The 18,135-nt window shown below is 62.0% G+C and carries 25 protein-coding genes; all 25 read left to right on the forward strand.

Annotation, left to right across the window (positions count from 1 at the left end; translation table 11 throughout):
* Position 1 precedes the first annotated feature (1 nt).
* The 25 genes from ABD05_RS35070 to traW all read left to right on the forward strand — a co-directional run bounded on the left by ABD05_RS35070 (position 2) and on the right by traW (position 18,118).
* Entirely contained in the window at positions 2–1,030 is a 1,029-nt protein-coding gene (locus ABD05_RS35070) for a LuxR C-terminal-related transcriptional regulator (protein WP_047904791.1), read from the forward strand.
* Positions 1,031–1,151: 121 nt separating this feature from the next.
* The gene (dctP, locus tag ABD05_RS35075; RefSeq protein WP_047904792.1) at positions 1,152–2,192 is read left to right on the forward strand and encodes a TRAP transporter substrate-binding protein DctP; all 1,041 of its coding nucleotides are present in this window, start codon (positions 1,152–1,154) and stop codon (positions 2,190–2,192) included.
* On the forward strand, positions 2,189–2,425 hold the full coding sequence (locus tag ABD05_RS35080; RefSeq protein ID WP_047904793.1) for a hypothetical protein: 237 nt from the start codon (positions 2,189–2,191) through the stop codon (positions 2,423–2,425). Before dctP ends, ABD05_RS35080 begins: the two co-directional genes overlap by 4 nt.
* The gene (pxpA, locus tag ABD05_RS35085) at positions 2,412–3,182 is read left to right on the forward strand and encodes a 5-oxoprolinase subunit PxpA (RefSeq protein ID WP_047904794.1); all 771 of its coding nucleotides are present in this window, start codon (positions 2,412–2,414) and stop codon (positions 3,180–3,182) included. The genes ABD05_RS35080 and pxpA overlap by 14 nt, the downstream gene beginning before the upstream one ends.
* A gap of 121 nt (positions 3,183–3,303) precedes the next feature.
* On the forward strand, positions 3,304–3,576 hold the full coding sequence (locus ABD05_RS35090; protein WP_047904795.1) for a hypothetical protein: 273 nt from the start codon (positions 3,304–3,306) through the stop codon (positions 3,574–3,576).
* 434 nt (positions 3,577–4,010) lie between these two features.
* Positions 4,011–4,487 (forward strand): lytic transglycosylase domain-containing protein, encoded by a 477-nt coding sequence (locus ABD05_RS35095; RefSeq protein ID WP_047904796.1) that lies wholly within the window; start codon positions 4,011–4,013, stop codon positions 4,485–4,487.
* Complete coding sequence (locus tag ABD05_RS37220) at positions 4,484–4,828, forward strand: hypothetical protein (protein WP_082146353.1); 345 nt, start codon at positions 4,484–4,486, stop codon at positions 4,826–4,828. The genes ABD05_RS35095 and ABD05_RS37220 overlap by 4 nt, the downstream gene beginning before the upstream one ends.
* 28 nt (positions 4,829–4,856) lie before the next feature.
* Positions 4,857–5,249, forward strand: a complete 393-nt coding sequence (locus ABD05_RS35100; protein ID WP_006487426.1) for a hypothetical protein — start codon at positions 4,857–4,859, stop codon at positions 5,247–5,249.
* A gap of 13 nt (positions 5,250–5,262) precedes the next feature.
* Positions 5,263–5,556: a type IV conjugative transfer system protein TraL gene (gene traL / locus ABD05_RS35105; RefSeq protein WP_006487365.1), complete on the forward strand. Its 294-nt coding sequence runs from the start codon at positions 5,263–5,265 to the stop codon at positions 5,554–5,556.
* Between the two features lie 6 nt (positions 5,557–5,562).
* Positions 5,563–6,153, forward strand: a complete 591-nt coding sequence (locus ABD05_RS35110; protein ID WP_047904797.1) for a TraE/TraK family type IV conjugative transfer system protein — start codon at positions 5,563–5,565, stop codon at positions 6,151–6,153.
* Positions 6,092–6,838 (forward strand): TraK domain-containing protein, encoded by a 747-nt coding sequence (locus tag ABD05_RS35115; RefSeq protein ID WP_047904798.1) that lies wholly within the window; start codon positions 6,092–6,094, stop codon positions 6,836–6,838. The genes ABD05_RS35110 and ABD05_RS35115 overlap by 62 nt, the downstream gene beginning before the upstream one ends.
* The gene (locus ABD05_RS35120) at positions 6,831–8,264 is read left to right on the forward strand and encodes a TraB/VirB10 family protein (RefSeq protein ID WP_047904799.1); all 1,434 of its coding nucleotides are present in this window, start codon (positions 6,831–6,833) and stop codon (positions 8,262–8,264) included. The genes ABD05_RS35115 and ABD05_RS35120 overlap by 8 nt, the downstream gene beginning before the upstream one ends.
* Positions 8,257–9,051, forward strand: coding sequence for a DsbC family protein (locus tag ABD05_RS35125; protein WP_053060048.1), 795 nt, complete (start codon positions 8,257–8,259; stop codon positions 9,049–9,051). The genes ABD05_RS35120 and ABD05_RS35125 overlap by 8 nt, the downstream gene beginning before the upstream one ends.
* Entirely contained in the window at positions 9,048–9,713 is a 666-nt protein-coding gene (gene traV, locus ABD05_RS35130; protein WP_047904800.1) for a type IV conjugative transfer system lipoprotein TraV, read from the forward strand. Before ABD05_RS35125 ends, traV begins: the two co-directional genes overlap by 4 nt.
* Positions 9,714–9,715: 2 nt before the next feature.
* Positions 9,716–12,322, forward strand: a complete 2,607-nt coding sequence (gene traC / locus ABD05_RS35135; RefSeq protein ID WP_047904801.1) for a type IV secretion system protein TraC — start codon at positions 9,716–9,718, stop codon at positions 12,320–12,322.
* The gene (locus tag ABD05_RS35140; RefSeq protein ID WP_082146354.1) at positions 12,319–12,834 is read left to right on the forward strand and encodes a hypothetical protein; all 516 of its coding nucleotides are present in this window, start codon (positions 12,319–12,321) and stop codon (positions 12,832–12,834) included. Before traC ends, ABD05_RS35140 begins: the two co-directional genes overlap by 4 nt.
* Complete coding sequence (locus ABD05_RS35145) at positions 12,831–13,571, forward strand: hypothetical protein (RefSeq protein WP_047904803.1); 741 nt, start codon at positions 12,831–12,833, stop codon at positions 13,569–13,571. Before ABD05_RS35140 ends, ABD05_RS35145 begins: the two co-directional genes overlap by 4 nt.
* Positions 13,572–13,573: 2 nt before the next feature.
* Positions 13,574–14,182, forward strand: coding sequence for a hypothetical protein (locus ABD05_RS39255; protein WP_047904804.1), 609 nt, complete (start codon positions 13,574–13,576; stop codon positions 14,180–14,182).
* The gene (locus ABD05_RS39260) at positions 14,179–14,952 is read left to right on the forward strand and encodes a hypothetical protein (RefSeq protein WP_238594246.1); all 774 of its coding nucleotides are present in this window, start codon (positions 14,179–14,181) and stop codon (positions 14,950–14,952) included. Before ABD05_RS39255 ends, ABD05_RS39260 begins: the two co-directional genes overlap by 4 nt.
* A complete protein-coding gene (locus ABD05_RS35160) occupies positions 14,949–15,314 on the forward strand; it encodes a hypothetical protein (RefSeq protein ID WP_047904805.1) in 366 nt (121 codons plus the stop codon). Before ABD05_RS39260 ends, ABD05_RS35160 begins: the two co-directional genes overlap by 4 nt.
* A gap of 30 nt (positions 15,315–15,344) precedes the next feature.
* Positions 15,345–15,923, forward strand: coding sequence for a phospholipase D family nuclease (locus ABD05_RS35165; protein ID WP_053060050.1), 579 nt, complete (start codon positions 15,345–15,347; stop codon positions 15,921–15,923).
* 13 nt (positions 15,924–15,936) lie between these two features.
* Positions 15,937–16,749: a FadR/GntR family transcriptional regulator gene (locus ABD05_RS35170; RefSeq protein ID WP_082146355.1), complete on the forward strand. Its 813-nt coding sequence runs from the start codon at positions 15,937–15,939 to the stop codon at positions 16,747–16,749.
* Positions 16,727–16,945: a hypothetical protein gene (locus ABD05_RS37230; RefSeq protein ID WP_082146356.1), complete on the forward strand. Its 219-nt coding sequence runs from the start codon at positions 16,727–16,729 to the stop codon at positions 16,943–16,945. The genes ABD05_RS35170 and ABD05_RS37230 overlap by 23 nt, the downstream gene beginning before the upstream one ends.
* Before the next feature lie 17 nt (positions 16,946–16,962).
* Complete coding sequence (gene lepB, locus ABD05_RS35175) at positions 16,963–17,493, forward strand: signal peptidase I (protein ID WP_053060051.1); 531 nt, start codon at positions 16,963–16,965, stop codon at positions 17,491–17,493.
* The gene (gene traW, locus ABD05_RS35180; protein ID WP_047904807.1) at positions 17,480–18,118 is read left to right on the forward strand and encodes a type-F conjugative transfer system protein TraW; all 639 of its coding nucleotides are present in this window, start codon (positions 17,480–17,482) and stop codon (positions 18,116–18,118) included. The genes lepB and traW overlap by 14 nt, the downstream gene beginning before the upstream one ends.
* The last annotated feature ends 17 nt before the right edge of the window (positions 18,119–18,135 follow it).

The following is an 18,135-nucleotide window of genomic DNA, read 5'->3' on the forward strand; positions in this document are numbered from 1 at the left end:
GATGGGCGGCATCTGGAATGGTGACACGTTACCGAACGACACACTGCGCAACGTCGCGGTACCAGTGTCGGACGGGCGACTCGTTTTGAGCGTCCGAGGTAGCGCGGACAGCGGATACCTGTTGGAGCGCCGACGCTGGCACATCGACGGCCACCTCGCGATCCAGCGAATGTCCCTCGAAAACCCATCTTCGCTGACAGCGTTCGCCGAATGGGAGACGGCATTTCTCTTCCCAGAACAACACTATGGCCCGCTTCGAGAGCTAGTACCCAGGGGCTCCCATCGGCCAAAGGCCGGCAAGAGCCTCATGCACCGGACTGATCTGCCCGACGAGGAACTGGTTCGGATGCTCTCGAATGCGGCCGAACAGGCAGGGTTAGCTGACTGTGTCTTCCATGCGTTCCTACTCGACGGTACCGAACGCAATGTCGTTCTTCATGACACGCTGATTGCCGGGATTGGCCCCGATTCGGCACTATGGTCGCAACACTATTCGAACAAGGCTCTTTATCGAAGCGACCCCGTGTTCCTGCAGGCGCGTCACCATAATTATCAGCCTGTCGGTGCTTCTGATCTCCTTCACGGACCAGGCAGCCCACTCGCGGACGTACGCAGCTATCCGGCGTTTCAGAGCAGCGTCTTTTTTCCTGCCCGGCACGAGGCAGCGCTCGGCATACTGCATGTCGGCCGCGCGCTGCCGGCCCCGGCCGGAGAAACGGCATTTCTGGATGCGCGGTCGCGAAGCGACTGGACTGCACTCGCACACGACATCCTGCGTTACTATCTCGCCAACCGTCGAGCCGAGGCAGTCAGTCAGCTGGCGCTCACCCAGCTCGAGCACCAAGTTCTCGCTTTGCTCGTGGCCGGTGTCAAGGCGGACGAGATTCAAACGCGGCTGGCGATTTCGCATTCAACATTGCGCGATGCGCGGCAGTCGATCAATCAGAAAATGGGGACGCATGACATTCGCGTCAGCGTGAACGAGGCGAGGAGTTACGGTCTCGTCGTACCTTCATATTTCTCGCGGTAATATCAGACAAGATTTTCATTCGCCACTTATCTATGGCAAATGTGGCTTGCCGCACAGTAACCTCTCGGTAAATCGGTAGTCCGCGCGAATTATCGCTACGGACCTAACAGCGAATACCGCGATGAAGCTGCGAACAATAGCGACACTAATCACCGTACTGGGGGCCGCGCAAGCTGCACTGGGTCTCGCCCAACAGGTGCCCAGTCAGGCGTCTGCCAACTGGACGATCGCCACCGCGTATCCTGCGGACACTGTTTCCGGGCACGCAGCTGTCGACTTTGCTCGCACGCTCGAAGCCGCACTGGGTGGCACCGCACACGTTTCCGCGCGCTTCGACTTCAAGACGCTTGGAGCCGCCCTGTCCGAAGATTCCGCGCGACTCCCCTTCGCTCTCCTTTTCGCTGGTGACCTGGCGGCGAAAGAGCCGATCCTCGCACTTTCCGTGCGGCCCTATAGCGTTACGTCGGTCGATGAAGCGCGTGAGATGGCGCGGCTTGCGAAGCCTGCCTACCGTACCGCGCTCGCGCACCAGGGTCTCGTGCTGCTTGCCGTCGTTCCATGGCCGCCTACCGGTATCTGGTCCCGCAAGCCGATCGATTCTGCTCGCGATTTCGTGGGAATGCGTGTTCGTGCATACGACGAGTCTTCGCGGCGTGTCATGGCGAGGTTGGGCGCGCAGGTCGTTTCCCTTCCGATTCAGGAGGCGCTCGTCGAGCTCAAGGCAGGAACGATCGACGCAATCATTTCGTCGGGCGATGGCGACGCGGGCCGCGCGTACGCGGACGTCCTGCCTAATTTCACGGCGCTGCGATACGCCTACCCGGTCTCATTTCTGGTCGTCAGCAAGCGGTTTCTCGACGGCCTACCCGCGTCGCAACGGTCCGCCGTGTTCCAGTCGGGCGCAGAAGCCGAGCGGCTCGCGTGGGATAGGCTGCCGGAGCGGGTACATCGGAACTACCGATCAATGTCGGCCTGGGGCGTTGCCGTGCACGACCCGGCGCCGAAGCCTCTAATTGCAGCGGTCGAAAGTGCAGCAAGGACCGACACATCGATCGCGATCGAGAACGACTACGAGACCGCGCAAATGCTGTCGCAGTTTCACAGCTGTTCGGTATCGCGTCGAGCATGCGATCCGCAAATCGACCGGGAGGCCGCACGATGAGCTCCACCAAGCCAACGCTTACGCTCGTCCTTTTGGCGCTCGGGTACCTCACCGCGCTCCTCATAGGCCAACGCCATGCCGATAGGTCGCCTAGCGAAATCGCCGTGCTGCCGGTCGACGGCTTGAACGCAAGCTGCCAGGTGGAGAACCACTATGTTGGCGACGGCCAGATTCGCGGCCGGCAAACTTGCTCTCCGTCCAACACGGAGGCGCCGCGCCATGGCCGCAATTGACCTGAACGTCAACCTCGGGGAGGGGGGCGAGCACGACGACGCCCTGCTGACCTACGCGACGTCGATCAACATCGCATGTGGCTGGCATGCAGGCGATCCGATCACGATGCACAAGACCGCGTCCGCAGCGCTCGCGCGCGACATCGCAATTGGTGCGCATCCGAGCTATCCGGGTGGGGCGCAGTGCGGTCGCCCCTCGTCGGAAATGGATCACGACGACCTTTATGCGGGCATCCAGTACCAGATAGGCGCACTGGCCGGCATCGTGAAAGCGCTGGGCGGCCGTCTCGCGCACGTCAAACCACACGGTGCGCTTTATAACGATGCCGTGCGCGACGCCTCGATCGCCGACGTCGTCGTGGCCGCGGTTCGTCGCGTTGACCCGTCGCTGGCCTTGTATGGTCTGTCCGGCGGGCACCTTGTCGCCAGAGCTCGCGAGGCCGGCCTTGTCGCCATCGCGGAAACGTTTGCGGATCGCAGCTACCGTCCCGACGGAACGTTGGTGCCCTGCTCCGAGCCCGACGCGTTCATTGACGATCCCGGCCATATCGGCAGGCGCACCAAGGACATCGTTGTTGCGGGTCGTGTCCAGTCCGCCGACGGCTCGTGGATCTCGGTAACAGCACAGACCGTATCTCTGCATGGAGACGGGCCGCACGCGGTGGCGTTCGCGCGTGAGATTCATGCGGCGCTCCGATCGGTGTCATGCACGCTGAAGCCGCCGATAAGGGTTGACACCAAATCTGCGATACCTTAGCCTATAAATCAAATGTGATATCAAAACATCAATTTTGATTTTTGATTATCTGAACTTGAGAAAACTGCGCAAATCGCCCAAAACGTCTGCTTCTTTGTCTTCGAGGAATGCCGACACCAACATGGGGATCACTCAGGAAGAGCTATCGCGCAGGGTAATTTTGATAGACGAGACCTATGAGGTCGATGTCTATGTAGGGCCGTCCAAAACGTGGCAGGTGGATCTGGTCTTGAAGTCCGGGAAGCGGGTCGAAGTTGAGACCCAGCGCGGTACGCCGAAGATGTGGCGAACGCTGGATAAGGCACTGGACTTTGTGATTGCCTACTGCACCCAACGGTCCAAGCTGACCGTTCGGTACCAGGACTTTGAGCTGGTGAGTTTGTCGCAGGACTGAAGTGAGCGGTTGATGCAGGTGCGGGAACACCGGCATCAACCTGACCAATAGTAGTGTCTTGAGAGAGAGCACCCATGGCTGTGGCCATTGTACGCCATCCGGCGGGAGTGACTGCGCTCGCGCGTCAGCGCGCAAGCGTTAATTCGTTACGCGATGTAACGCGCCCCGCCGTTCGCCCGGCAGCTTTCGCAACTGCGGCTGCGCTCGTCCGCCTCTCTCGCCCCCTCCGTTGCCGGCTCATTCGCGCCGGCGCGCCGCGCGAAACTTCCCTCGAACATTGCTTCGCAACCCTTTTTCCCCGTGCCAGCGGACTTTCCGGCCCTCGGATGCTGGCCTTCCGCTTCGTGCAGACCCCCTCGCACGAAGCGCTTTTTATTCCTGTCCGGTCCTGCAGCTCACCGCTGAGTGACCGACGCCCCTAGTAGCTATCGGACATGCGTAATCCGACTCCTACCATAAGACAAATAGGACTGCTAATCGCACTAGAAGTCCTTTCTTGTCGAGTTGCTCACGCGTCCTGCTGGGAAGACGCCGGCTCGCAATACGGCATCGATCCGGCTCTCCTCAAGGCAATCGCGTGGAAAGAATCGCGAGGCTGGACGGGAGCCCGTGGCCCGATGTTGAAGGACGGGAATCAGGCCATTGGCCTGATGCAGATCAACACCGTCCATCTTCCCACGCTCGCGCGCGTCGGCATTCAACGCCGCGACCTGTTCGACGCGTGCACCAGCCAGCGCGTCGGCGCCTGGGTGCTGGCCAACTGCATCTCGCAGTTCGGCACCACTTGGAAGGCTGTCGGTTGCTACAACACCGGCCCCGCCTCCACCAATACGGCGGCGCAGCTCCGGTATGTACGCGACGTCCAGCGCTACTACGCCGCCTACAAACGCGCCCAACAGGAGGCCCAATGACCCGCTCAATCTTGTCGATCGCTGTGCGAATTGCAGCAGCGGTATTCGGAACCGCACTTGCCGCATCGGGGAGCGCCCAGACGCTCGCTTCTCCGCAACCAGTCGGCCGGATCTCCGACGTCACGCAGTTCGGCATGCGTCCCGATGCCCAGTTCGTCATTTGCGAAGGCGAAGAATGCCCGCCGCGGACGGTTAAGCACATTGCGCAGGCGCCCGTCGCGCGCTCTCCCGAACCCGAGTGGACGGTTCCCGAGCCGACTACTCGGCCGGCCACGAAACGCAAGGCCGTCAAGCACAAGCGGCAAGTCTCGCACAAGCCGCGCGTGCGTCTCTGCAAGTAGTTTTTAACCGCCACCGCAAGGAGCCAGCATGTCCGTCATTTTGAAGTCTGTCGCTAACTCGCTGATCGCGCCGGAAAACGTCGCCTATCAGCTCGATCCCGGACGTCGCGACGCGATGTTCGACGAGCTCCGCCAATGGGCGAAAGCCCTGCTCTTCACCATCCTCATTGTCTCGATCGTGTTCACCTGCATGCACGTCGGCGCCTCCGACGGCACCGAATTCCAGGACGCATCGCAGAAGTTCGAGAACTGGGTCAAGGGCAACGCCGGCAAGCTCGCCGCGCTCGTATGCGTGATGATCGGGATGTTCATGGCAGCGGTTCGCAAGGACTGGAACTGGCTGTTCGGTGGTGTCGCGCTGGGCCTGCTCGTCGGCATCATCGTCGGCATCATCAACGCGAGCTTCACCGCGACAATCTAAAGGAGAACGAAGAATGGCAGCCGAGGATCTCTCCCACGCCATCCCCGTCACGCTCGACGATGGCGCAAAGCTGTTGTTTTGGGACTGGGACGTTGCGATGGTGGTCATGACCGGCATCACTGTTGGCCTTGGCACCGGGTACCCGATCCTCGGCGTCGCATTGGGGCTTGGTCTGGCCACGATCTATTCAAAGTTCTTTAAGGCAGGCACCCACCAGGGCGCTCCCTTTCACCTGCTCGGTTGGATGACCGGGCAGCCGCCGATGTCGGACCTGCCCGACAGCTACCTGCGTGATTTCCAGGGGTAATCGACCATGACTCCCGACCGCGCCGCGAACGAGCGCGCCGAACTTCGCAGCCAGGTGAAATTCCTGAAGCTCTGCCTCGTCTTCACCCTCGGCACGATCGTTCTCGGCCTCATCCTCGTAATGTTTCTCGTCCTTCGTGACCCTACCCGTGTCGTCCCCCCGGAAATTCGCCACGCCTACGAAATCGGCTCAGGCACCGCGAATGGCGACTACCTCAGCGACATGTCCGACTACGTGTTGAGCCTGCAGGCGACGACAACACCGGAAATGGTCGACCACAACAATGCCGTGATTCTTAAGATGACCGACCCGTCAGCGTACCCGGTCATCAAGACGATGCTCGACGCGGCTGCAATCCGGATTAAGCGCGAGCGCATCACGACGATTTTTGTGATGCGTACCAAGAGCATTGACCGGCCCAACAACCGTGTGATCACGACCGGTACGTTCAAAACCTACATCGGCGACAAGCTCGTCGGCGAGGAAGATCGGAGCCTTCTCGTCGCCTTCAACATCACCCTGACAGGACAGACCTATGTTCAGCAACTTGCGCAAGTGGATAGCCGCGGCAACGTTGTTCCCAATAGCGGCCGCTAACGTTCTGCCCGCGAACGCAGCGACAGCGGGGGCGAGCGAGCCACGGGAATATACGGTCTCGGCGACCGAGCAGAACCGTCTCGAAATCGCGGGCAGAGCCATCAAGAAAGTTGTGCCCAGCCACAAAGGCGCGCTGACCTACGTGAAGGACAAGGGGAACGGCGTCTTTTATTTTGCCTTCGCAAATGGCGGGGACGGGATGGGCACCGAAACCCTCTACGTGATCGACGATCAAGGCGCTACCTACCAGCTGCTACTGCAGCCACGCCGAGTGCCGTCCGCGAACATCATCGTGCCGGCCGCCGGCGACGCTCCTGGGCGGAGTGCCGCGGCCCGCACGGCGGCGACTTCGTCGGCGTACCAGAGCGCGATCAAGGATCTTGTGTACGAGATGGCCGCCGCTCAAGTCGATCCCGGTGCAGATCCTGCGGCATCGGCAGTTCCCGTGAATCAGGACGTGCCGCTGTGGAAAGAAGCACGCCTCACTTTCGATACGAAGTACGTCGAGGATGCGTTCGTGGGTGAGCAATACACGCTCACGAACGTGTCCAGCGGCGACATGGTGATCGCCGAACAAGAGCTGTATCGCCCAGGCGTCGTGGTCGTCGCCGTAGAGCAACAAACGCTCGCACCGGGCGACAGCACGCGCGTCTACATTGTCAGGGAGCGGGGCCGCGATGAGTGACCGAAACGATTCGTCCGCAGGGGCGGGCACGAACGATCGCATCAAATCTCGCCAACGCGTGATCATGATTGTGGCGATGGTTTTGATCCTTGCCGCGACGGGTGTCGGCTTGTTTCTAAGCGGCGATGCTACGCCGACGGCTAAGCCGAAGCCTGTCGTTGAAACTATTCAACCTCCGGGCTCCATAAGCGATCGCGACGCGTGGCGGGGCCAGTCCGATGCAAAGCTGCTTGACCTCGAGCAGCGAGTTCAGCGCGTTGCTGCCGAACAGGCAACCGCCAAGGCCGCAATCGACAAAGTTGCCTCCGATGTCGCCGGCCAGAAGGTTGCCGAAGCCAGTGCTGCCGCTAGTGCGGCTGCCGCCGCGTCTGCGGCCGCGGCTGCCTCTGCACCCTCGGCAACCACTTCCGCGACGGCGACGTCGCCGGCCACCCTCAACAAGCCTCTACCAGTTGGCACGACCGGTCGAGGGTTGGGCGGCAAGCGCGTACTGACACCGCCGGGCGACAACACCGCGCTGAATACACCGATCGGCGAGGGAATGCCGGCATCGAACGAACTCGAGATCATCGATTTCGACGACAGCGCCGACGCCGGTGGCGTCAGCGGCGGCGCTGGTGGTACCGGGGGCAAGCTCGAAGTCCAGGGGTTCCCTGTCGACGCACGAGCGCGCCGCTACAAGATGACCACGTCAACCAATGGCGGAGCCGCTGGTGGTATCGGCGGCAAAGGCGACGTCAACTTGTTGCCGGCCGGCTCCTTCATCCCGGTCGCGATGCTCAACGGCGTCGACGCCCCCACTGGCGGGCAAGCGCAAAGTGACCCGCTTTCGGTCGACCTTGAAGCGATCAAACCGGCGAATCTCCCGAACGGAAAGAGCCTCGATGTTCGGGGCTGTCGGATCGTATCGAGCGCGTGGGGTGATCTGTCTGCAGAACGCATGATGGGCCGCACACAAATCCTGTCATGCATTATCGCCGGCCATCCGATCGAGCTCGAAATCAAGGGCAAGCTGATTGGCGAAGACGGTAAGGAAGGCGTCCGCGGGCGACTTGTCACGAAGCAGGGCCAGGTTCTCGCGAATGCGATTTTGGCCGGCTCGCTTGGTGGCATCGGCCAGGCGTTCCAACAGTCCGCGACGGTGACGTCGTTCGGAGGCGGCGGCGTTGCGCAGACGATCGATGGCGGCCAGGTTGGCCGAGCCGCGATCGGCGGAGGTGTCGGAACTGCCGGCCAGATGCTCGCGCAGTACTACCTGAAGGCCGCTGACAAGCTCTTCCCCGTAATCGAAACGGACGCTACCCGAACGATCGAAGTCTCGATCACCAAGGGGGTGTACGTCGATGCTGCTACGGCCGCGCTGTTCGACGCGCGTTCGACGATGGACCGTTCCCGCAATCGCAATCGGAGAACCCGAGATGAATAACCGCTTTTTGCGCGATCGCGTCCGACTGCTCGTCGCCGCGCTCGCTACGACCTTTCCTTACACCTCGCTCGTCTACGCCGCCGACGATACGGCAGCTGTCCAGCAGATCTCGGACCACCTGGCGGCGACCTATCCGAAGACACCGTTTCGCGACGTCAAGCCGGCCCCTCTGCCCGGCCTGTACGAGGTGTCGATGGGCGAGACGGTGGCGTATACGGACAGCACAGGTCGCTACTTCCTGTTCGGGCACCTGTACGACATGCAGGATCAGGTCGACATCACCGAACAGCGCAAGGCTCAGGGTTACAAGACCCGCTTTCCGGCAGCGGTCCTGAACCACGCAATCAAGACCGTCCACGGCAACGGCCAGCGTGTCCTCGCCGTGTTCTCCGATCCCGACTGCCCGTATTGCCACCAGCTGGAGCAGCAGCTCGCCATGGTCGATAACGTGACAATCTACACGTTCCTCTATCCGCTTGAATCTCTTCACCCGGACGCCATGACGAAGTCGATCCGCATCCAGTGCTCGGCAGACCCGGCGAAGGCGTGGCGGGAGTGGATGACGGAGAGCCGGCTTCCGCCGCTCGTCTCCTGCCACCACCCGATCAACGACAACATCGTGCTCGGTTCCCGACTCGGCGTTACCGGCACGCCAACGATCATCGCCGAAGACGGTCGCATGTTGCCCGGCGCAGTGTCGGCGGCGCAGCTCAGCGCGTGGCTCGACGCCGGCACACGTGCCGCCTCGTCGAACGCCTCCGCTCAGCCGCAAGGAGCCCTCAAATGAACCGGAATCCGATTCGTTGCACCGCGCTGATCACGGCGGCCGCTATCTGCCTTGCCGGCTGTTCCTTCTCTGGACTGGACGCTTCCAACAAATTCTCGTGCAAGGCACCAGACGGTGTCGCGTGCGCGTCGATGTCCGGCGTGTACGCGAATCTCCGGGCGAACAACCTTCCTGGACAACAAATCAGCCACGGCGCATCGCTGGCGACGACTACGAAGACGCCTGCGCCGGGCAGTGCCGTGCTGTCCCGTCCATTGTTCTCTGGATCGCCGATCCGCAGCGCGCCGCGTGAGCTCCGCCTCTGGTTCGCGCCGTGGGAGGACGCCGACGGCGACCTCTATGACCAATCCTACGCGTATCTCGTGATCGATAACGGCCAGTGGTTGATCGCGCACAACCAACGCCGGATTCGCGATCTGTATCGGCCAGCTCCCGGCATTGCCGTTCGGGACGGCGCCGGGGCGCCGGCGGCGGTGCCCGCGCCCGCGGCGCCGGCGGCCGCTGCAACTGTCCCGGCGCTTGATTCCGGCGCGCCCGCGCCAACCGGAGGCCTCTCTGGCATGGCGGACGAAGCCATGCGCCAGGCCGCAATGGCCGGCGACTCGCTCAAGCAGTTCGCGGCCGGCGTACGTATGCCGGACGCCTCGACCGTGGGGCGTTGACCATGGCACAAATCTTCGACCGATCGTGGATCCGGCAGGCGCGAGACGCCGCGCAAAGCTTCTGGCGCGACGCAGTTCTCGGCGAGACGCCGGCGCATGACGACATCGAGGCCACGCTAAATTCGCGCGAGGGCTCGTCGCCATCCGGCCTTCATCACATCCTGAAGTACGACCAGTACGACGACGACACGGGCCTCTTCTACAACGACAACGCTGTGGCGTTCTGTTTCTCGGTCGTCCAGCAAACCGGTGCCGACGAGGACATGGTCAGCCAACTGACAACGCTGTTCACGCCGATCCCTGCAGGTACAGGCGTCCAGTGGTGTCTTTTCGGCTCGACTCGTGTCGATGCCGTGCTCGAGCACTACGAAGATTTGCGCCACGAAGCGGTCGAGGCCGGAAAAGTGGATCCAATGTTCCTCGACATTGCTCGTCGGCGGACGGCTTATATCCGTTCAATGCAAGGGCAATCGCTGTGGGACTCCGCTCCGTTTCTCGTCAAGCAAACGCGACTGGTATTTTCCGTCACCCGCTCCGGATCGCACACGGATCACACGCTCGTCAGCGAAATGGCAGACCTGAAGTCGACGCTCATGTCGTCGCTGCGCGCGGGCAAGCTGCCGGCGCGCCAGATGGACGCTGACGACCTGATTGCATTTTTGTTCCCGATCTTCAACCCGGAATACTTGTTCAACGGCGAACCGATGCCGGATCTCCGGTACGACCCGACCCGCCCTATCAAGGAGCAGATCACGGCATTCGGACACCGCGCACGCGTGCGCACTACCGAGATCCTTTTTGGGGTTCCCCCGGGCGAAGATGAGCAGGACACTCGAGTGGCCGTCCGAGCGTTTGGCGTGCAACGCTATCCGAGGAGCAAGCATCTTTGGGAAATGACGGGCATTGTCGGCTCGTTTACCGACACCCAGCTTCAATACCCATGTCCGTACCTGATCTGCGGCGGGATCTTCACGCTTGACCGCAATGTGGTCGACAGCCGCGTCCAGGTTCGTACGGCGCGAGCGCAGCAGAACGCCGAATCGAAGATGGCCAAGTTCCAACCGAGTCTCGCTGCCCAGAGCCGTGACTGGAAGATGGTCCAGGTCCAGCTGGATGCAGGCGGGCAGATGTGCGAGCTGTATCACACGTTGATCCTGTTTGCCCCGAGGCAGCAGATCAACCGGTACAGCCAGACGGCGATCAACCTCTGGGATCACGTCGGGTTTCGGATCGTCCCCCTTCGGATGATGAATCTGCAGGCACTGTACGCGAGCATCCCGATGACGCTCACGAAAGGTGCGCGCGGCGACCTGAAGCGCAACCGCCTGATGAGCCAGAAGACCACCGTCAATGCCGTCGATATGTCGCCAGTGCTCGGCGAATGGAGCGGAAACGGCAATCCGATCATGTTGTTCTATGGTCGACGAGGGACGATCACGCCGGTCGACTTTTACCGGAACAGACAAGGCAATTACAACCTGTTCGCGTCTGGGGTTTCGGGTGCCGGAAAAACCGTGACGCTCAACGAGGTTGCATTCGGCTATCGAAGTGTCGGCGCGCGCTGCGCCATCATCGACGTCGGTGGCGGCTACGAAAACTTCGTGAACATGCTGGACGGAGCGTTCATCCGCTTCACGCTGAATTCAAAAATCTGCGTGAATCCGTTCTCGTGGGTCGGCGTCGACGAAGAAAACACCTTCGAGCAGGAACTTCGGATGCTCAAGCCCCTGATCGGCCGCATGGCGTCCCCGGAGGCGCCGCTCAATGCGCTGCAGTACGCGTTCATTGAGGAGGCAATCACCGTCGTGTGGAATCGCCACAACCGGGCATCCAACCCGACGTTGATCGCCGAGTACCTGATGACCGAGATCAAGAACGAGAAGGGCGAAATCGAACGTATCGCTTACGAGCTCGGCCGGCAACTTCGCCCGTTCTGTGAAGGCGGCGTCTACGGCCGCTTCTTCAACGGCGAGGCGAACATCTCGTTCGACAACGACCTGACCTGCCTCGAGCTCGAAGAATTGAAGGATGCGCCCGAGCTGCGCCGCGTGGTGTTGTTCGCACTGACCAGCAAGATCGCACACGACATGTATATGTCGCCGCGAAACCTCCCCAAGCTGTGCGTAGTCGACGAAGCGTGGCAGCTCCTGGGCGACGATCGGGAGACAGCACTCTTCATCGAGGAGGGCTATCGGCGCGCGCGCAAGTACAAGGGCATCTTCGGACTGGGCACACAGTCGATCGAAGACGCATACAAGAACGACGCGTCGAAGGCTGCATACAACAACGCAGACTGGAAGTTCATCCTTCGCCAGGACAAGCAGAAGCTCGACAACCTCATCAAGGATGGGCTTGCGAGCTTCACGCCGGCGGTCGAGAAGATGATCCGCTCGCTGCAGAAGGAAGATGGCCAGTTCGCGGAGATGATCATCGATTCGCCGGACGGCCAAATGTTGGTGCGGCATATCCCCGATCCGTTCGCACTGCTGGTGGCGACGTCCACTGGCGAGGACGTTGAGGAGCGCAACCATCTTCTCAAACAGGGCTACACACACTTCCAGGCGCTCGAAGTGATGCTGGAACGCCGCCGAGCGAGGGCCGCAGCATGACGACTGAACCGAACGTCCCGCGTCAAGAGCCGACGCTGCCGGCAGATCGTCCGGTCCCCGTGTCGGACTCGGCCGCGGTCGATGCAACAACCGCGCCGGGTCGCACACGACGTGACTGGATGCGCCATGCAGTGCCGGTTCTGGCGTCTTCCCTGGTGACGCTCGCCGTCATCGGGCCGGTGCTCTACACCGTCTCGGCGCACCGCGCGGCGCCCGTCGCTACCGTCGACCTGCAGAAACTCGTTGAGGCGGCGCAGACGCGACAGCTTGCTGCATTCCGCTCGAGCCATGGCGCACAGGCCGCACCAAGCGCCAGCGACGCGCAGGCGGCCGTCGACGACACCGCCCGGTTCGCACGCGAACTCTCAGTGGCCGTCGATGCGCTCGGCCGCAGCTGCAAGTGCGTGCTCGTCAACAAGGCAGCGGTACTGAACACCGAGGCAGTTGTCGACTATACGGACGCGTTGAGCGCGCAGTTCAAGCTCGACCAACCGAAGGGAGCACGGAAATGAACGTGGTCGTCGACTATCCCGAGAAATTCCCGCTCGTCGGCGTGGACCGCAAGGTCTTCGACCATCAGGTTCGTCATGTGTTCGCGCACCTCGATGCGTACTCTGGGCGTGCACTCGCCCGACTCGGAGAGCGCATCGGTTTCGAATCGCGCCTCCATTCGCCCGAGTATGACGAGCTCGAAGCGCTACTTACGCTCGTGCGTACGGAGCCCAATCAGGCTGTGCTCGATCAACTGCTCTTGCGCGCTGGGGAATTCCTGCATGTTCGCCTGCGTCAGCCCGAGTTCATTGACTCGAGCGACGACCGTGGCCCGCGACCCGCGCAGGTTCCGCGGGGCTGGGTGGTTGCTGGTGCGACTGCGCTCGTCGCAACCATGGCGGCTGCGTTCGTGTTGGGTGCGCCTGCGGCCGCGTCGGTCGTCGACTGGATAGTCGGCCGTCCGAATGTCTCACCTCGCGCCGTTCCTCTCGCCGCGACGGGAACTGCGGCCTCATCTGCGCCCGCTTTCGATCTTTCGCGTCAGACAAGCCTTCCGGCCTCGACTGGCTCCGCACTGCCGGTCGACGAGACAACAGAACTCACGCTCACCACCTGGACGCGCGATCCGCTCGCGGCCATGGACGGAGTCAAGCGATTGATGCCCAGGGCTGACGGCAGCGAATACCAGATTGATGTCACGGTGTCGCGCGCTCTTCCGGCGCTGCGTACGCCCGATACCGGAGGTGATCAAAAGTGAAGATGAACATTGACCGTCGCGCCGGCATCGCTGGCGCGTTCGCCCTCGCTGCCTGCGCATTGACTGCATGCAGCCAGGACTACCGAAATTCGGCCCCCGAACCGGTTTTCAATCAGCAGCTGACCGACCTGTTTAGCAAAGCCACGCTTTCGCCGCAAGTCACGCGGATCGATTGCTACGTTGACACTGGGTGGTTGGCCGATCTTTTGGTCTGCGATGTCGCGATGAGCGACAAACAATCTCGTAAAGACGGCGCGACATTCCAGGTTCGTAGCTATCTCGGCCCGTCTGGAATGAGGCCCGGTTTGGAATGGCTTTTCGATGCCGAGGCACTGCACGATTCGAAGTTCCGAATTGTCATTGCGCAGCCGGCTCCTGCCGTCATCCGTGTTCGAGTTCACGCTGACCAGTCTCGGGTGTCCTTTGAGGATGCGGAGCGTCTGGCGGATAAAGCCATAGCGGCAGTTGACGAATATCTCCGAGCCCATCCGACGAGCGATCCTCAGAGTCTGCGCGAGACGTGGGCGGCGCCTGCCAGCCACGTCAGCGTAACGCCACGCGGGGCTGCGGGCACTGCGTCGGCAACGTCAAACACCGGAGCCGCGCGATGAATGCATCAATGCCCGTCTTTCGATTTCGCGGTGTGGGCGTCGCTCTGGCCATGGCCGCCCTGTCCACCGCATGCAGCAGCGACTACCGCGGTGATGCGAGCGCGTTGCCGCGTAACGAGCCGCTCACTGCTGCGCTTCGCGGTCACGCGAGCGAAACGAAATACACACTGCCGGAAGAGATCCAGTCGCTGAACTGCTTTTTTGCTCGGGACGGCATGAACTGCGATGTGGCCATTGACGTGCGCGATCCCGATGTTGCGAAGGAACTTAGAAATCCTGCCCGGCGGGTCGTCGACCTTGATGATAAGAGTTGGCATCGCCGCGACGGCACAGTGCAACCAATCTGGAACAGGATTGCGTACCTCGAGCTGAGCGAAGCGAAATTCAATTTCGTTGTCGAGCGCGACGCCAGCTCGGGTGGTTGGGTGGTTCGTGCCAATGTGGACGCGTCGCGCGTGCCGTTCGAAGAGGCCGCTGCGTTGATGCTGCTGGCCGTCGCGGACACCGCGTCCGACTACACGGCGACACTGGAGGAGCTTTACGCGACCTCGCCGCGCGCAAATGCACAGTCCTGGCGCGACATTGGATCTTCCCGGATCGCGGGTGCAAAGGCCCAGTCCATGTCGGGAAGCGCGTCCACTGGGGCGGCGGAAGTGGACTCAGCAGCATCGGATGCATCTGCGGTGGCCAAATCAGCGCAGGCTAGTTCGACCGATGCGTCCAACAGCAACCGGAACGACGTTGCCAACCGACCAGGTCGTGCGAAGTGACTGAGAAAAAACATCACTCCGGTTGGTTCGCGCTCGGACTACTCGCCGAGTGCATCGCCGTGCTGTTTTGGATCGCCGCAGCGCTGTCGCTTGCGCCCGCGCCCAACCCCAACATGTGCCCGACGTTGCTTTACTTCGCCACTCCGGCGGCCGTCGCCATGTTCTTGTTTCTTGCAACGAAGATCGGCTTCACGATCTTTCACGAATCACCTGCGGCAGGTGTGAGCTACTTCCTCGTGCTCGCGATCGTCGCGTTGGTGGTCGGCATCGTCATCGGCTTGTTTTTCTTCGATCTAACGCAATTGTGGGCGCGCAGAGTCGCGCCGAGGTTGGGGAACCCGTTTCAGCGGCAGTGCTTTTGAGCCACTGCTGAAACACATAAGGACAGAGACATGAACAGAAGGGAAGTCGCACGTCACCAATCCTCATTGAGCAACATGCTCGCGGCCGCGATGATTGCGCTCGCGGCGAACGCGGCTGCCGCGCAGTCCGTGTACGCCGCGGTGACCTGTGCCGTCGACGTCGGCTATTCGCCGGAGGGGACTGCAGAGCAGCTCGTGCTGACCGCGATCGAACGTGCTCGGCAGTCGGTCCGACTCGCGGCCTACACGTTCACGTCTCCGACCGTCGCGCGCGCGCTGGTAGGCGCCAAGCGCCGCGGGATCGACGTTGCGGTCTTGGCCGACGCGAAGGAAAGCACGAAGCGCACACAACAGGCTGCGCTCAACGTGCTCGTGCAGGCCGGCATCCCGACGCGCACGATCGCCGCTTACGCGATCCACCACGACAAATTCATCGTCATTGACGGCGCCGCGGTCGAGACGGGCTCCTTCAATTTCAGCGCCGCCGCGGCGCGCCGCAATAGCGAAAACGTCCTGCTGCTTACCGGCTGCCCCGATCTCGCACGCAGCTATCTCAACCATTGGCAGTCGCGCTGGAGCCAAGGCGCCGACTACACGCTTGCCTACTAAGCGAGGTGCAGACTTGAATAGCGACGCTCTCAACACCCTGCTGACGCCATTGACAGCCGACGAGGCGGAGGACGTGACAACCGAGCCCACGCGGAATGATCGGCAAGTAGCGAGCGCATTCGCGGATCTCACACGTTCGCGGGTTGAAATCAGCCTCGACTTGCTCGCCGGCACGATCGTGACGCGCAGCTATCCCGACCAGTTGTTGCCCCCGCAAGATGTCCTGGCCGCCGAATTTGGAGTCAGCCGGACAGTGCTGCGCGAGGCGATTAGCAGATTGCTCGCGCGCAACATGGTTGAGGTTCGTCCTAAGTCGGGAACGCGCATTGTCGACGCGCGGCAGTGGCGCGTGATCGATCAGGAGGTTGTCCGCTGGCGTCACCAGCGCGAGCCGGATCCGACCTTTCAACGCGATCTCGCTGCAGTCCGCCAGTTGCTCGAACCCCTTGCAGCGGCGGAAGCAGCGGTCTATTCGAACGACCCGACGCGCGAGCGCATTCTGGCCGCCTGCTATCGCCGCCTTGCACCGATCAATCATGCGGACTACGAGAAGTACCGCGAAACGCTGCACGTCGCGATTCTAGCGGCAAGCCGCAATCAGCTTTTGAGGCAAATGACCTGTTTTGCGGAGGTCCGCCCACATGGCGATTTGGAGGGCGGTTCGACGCTGGTAGACGTCGCCGATGGCGAACGTCAGGCGATCGCGCAACTCGCCGCGGCGTTTCGCGAGCGCGATGCCGCTGCTGCATTCGATGCGATGGAGAGGGTTAACGCCTGGGACTTGACAGGCATGAGGAGCGGCCATGCTCAAAACGACTCGTTCTGATTCCGCTCGAGCCGGCGAACAGTCCGTGCCGCCGCGCTGGACGCCCATCGCACTGTTCTGGCTGTTCATCGGGTGCCTGGGCGTCGGATTCGCAGCAGTCACTCTCGTTGTTGCGGGCATGGATGGCGCGCTCGGCTGCATGGTGTACGGCATTGTGGCGATCGTCATTGCCCGCAATGCACGTCGTTGGTCGTGACCGTTTGGAGACGTCAAATGATCCCCGCTCCGACCGAATCCTACTCATGGCCGCGCCGCTCGCGCCGATACTGCGCCGTACGGCTTGCGGCGATCGGCGCCTCCGGCACGCTGGGTCTGGCCGGCTTCGTATGCTGGTCGCTCAATCCGTGGTTTGACTATTCCATCAATCTGACGAGTAGCCTGCCGGGCACGCTCTACGTCACGCACATCGGTGAACCCGTCAAGCGGGGTGATCTGGTCGCGTTTCGGTGGCACGGCGGAGCGACTTATCCCCGTGGTGTGACGTTCATCAAGCGCGTCGCCGGTGCAGGAGGCGACGTCGTCTCGGTACGAGACGGCGTCTATTACGTAAACGGTGTCGTGATCGGCCGTGCAAAGACCGTCACGCTCGCTGGCGTTCCGTTGAAGCCTGCGGCGCCGGGGGTGATTCCCGACGGCCACTATTTCGTCGCGACACCGAACCCGAACAGCCTGGATTCACGTTACGCGCTGACCGGAAATATTCCCCAGCACGACGTAGTCGGGAGGGCATATGAAATTTTCTAAAGCGGCCGCCGCCGCTATGTTGGTCGCCGGTGCGATCGGCGACGTCCATGCCGGCATGCTTGGCGCAATCGGCCCCACCTACCCGATCGCGGAGCCGGACGCCGTCGCACAGATCATGGCCAAGCTGCGCGCGAAGGAACGGAGCGGGGAACTGAAGCGACTGCAAGAAGCGGCGACCCATCGATCGCTCGATAGCGCCCAGAATCCCGCACCGGTGGGCGGCATCCGCACGGCGACTGAGCGCAGCCTGCGACTCATCGATCCGACGGTCACCTATTCCAAGCCGGTCACGACGGATGACGGGCGTGTCGTTATCCCGGCCGGGACGAAGCTCAACCCGCTCGACTTGATGCCGTTCACAGAGACGCTCGTATTTTTCGATGGCCGCGACCCCGAACAAGCGGCCGGCGTCGAGCGCATGATGGCGCACGCCGGCGCACGCGTGAAACCCGTGCTGGTCGCTGGATCGTGGCTCGACCTCACGAAGCAGTTTAAGAAACAGGTCTACTTCGATCAGCATGGCGTGCTGTCCGCCCGCTTCGGCATTTCGGTTGTGCCGGCCGTGATTCAGCAGCGCGGCAAACAACTCGAGCTGTCCGTGATTCCGGCGAAGGAGCTGCAATGATTCGGCGCCTCACTACG

It is taken from the genome of Burkholderia pyrrocinia (genome assembly GCF_001028665.1).
Lineage (GTDB): Bacteria > Pseudomonadota > Gammaproteobacteria > Burkholderiales > Burkholderiaceae > Burkholderia > Burkholderia pyrrocinia.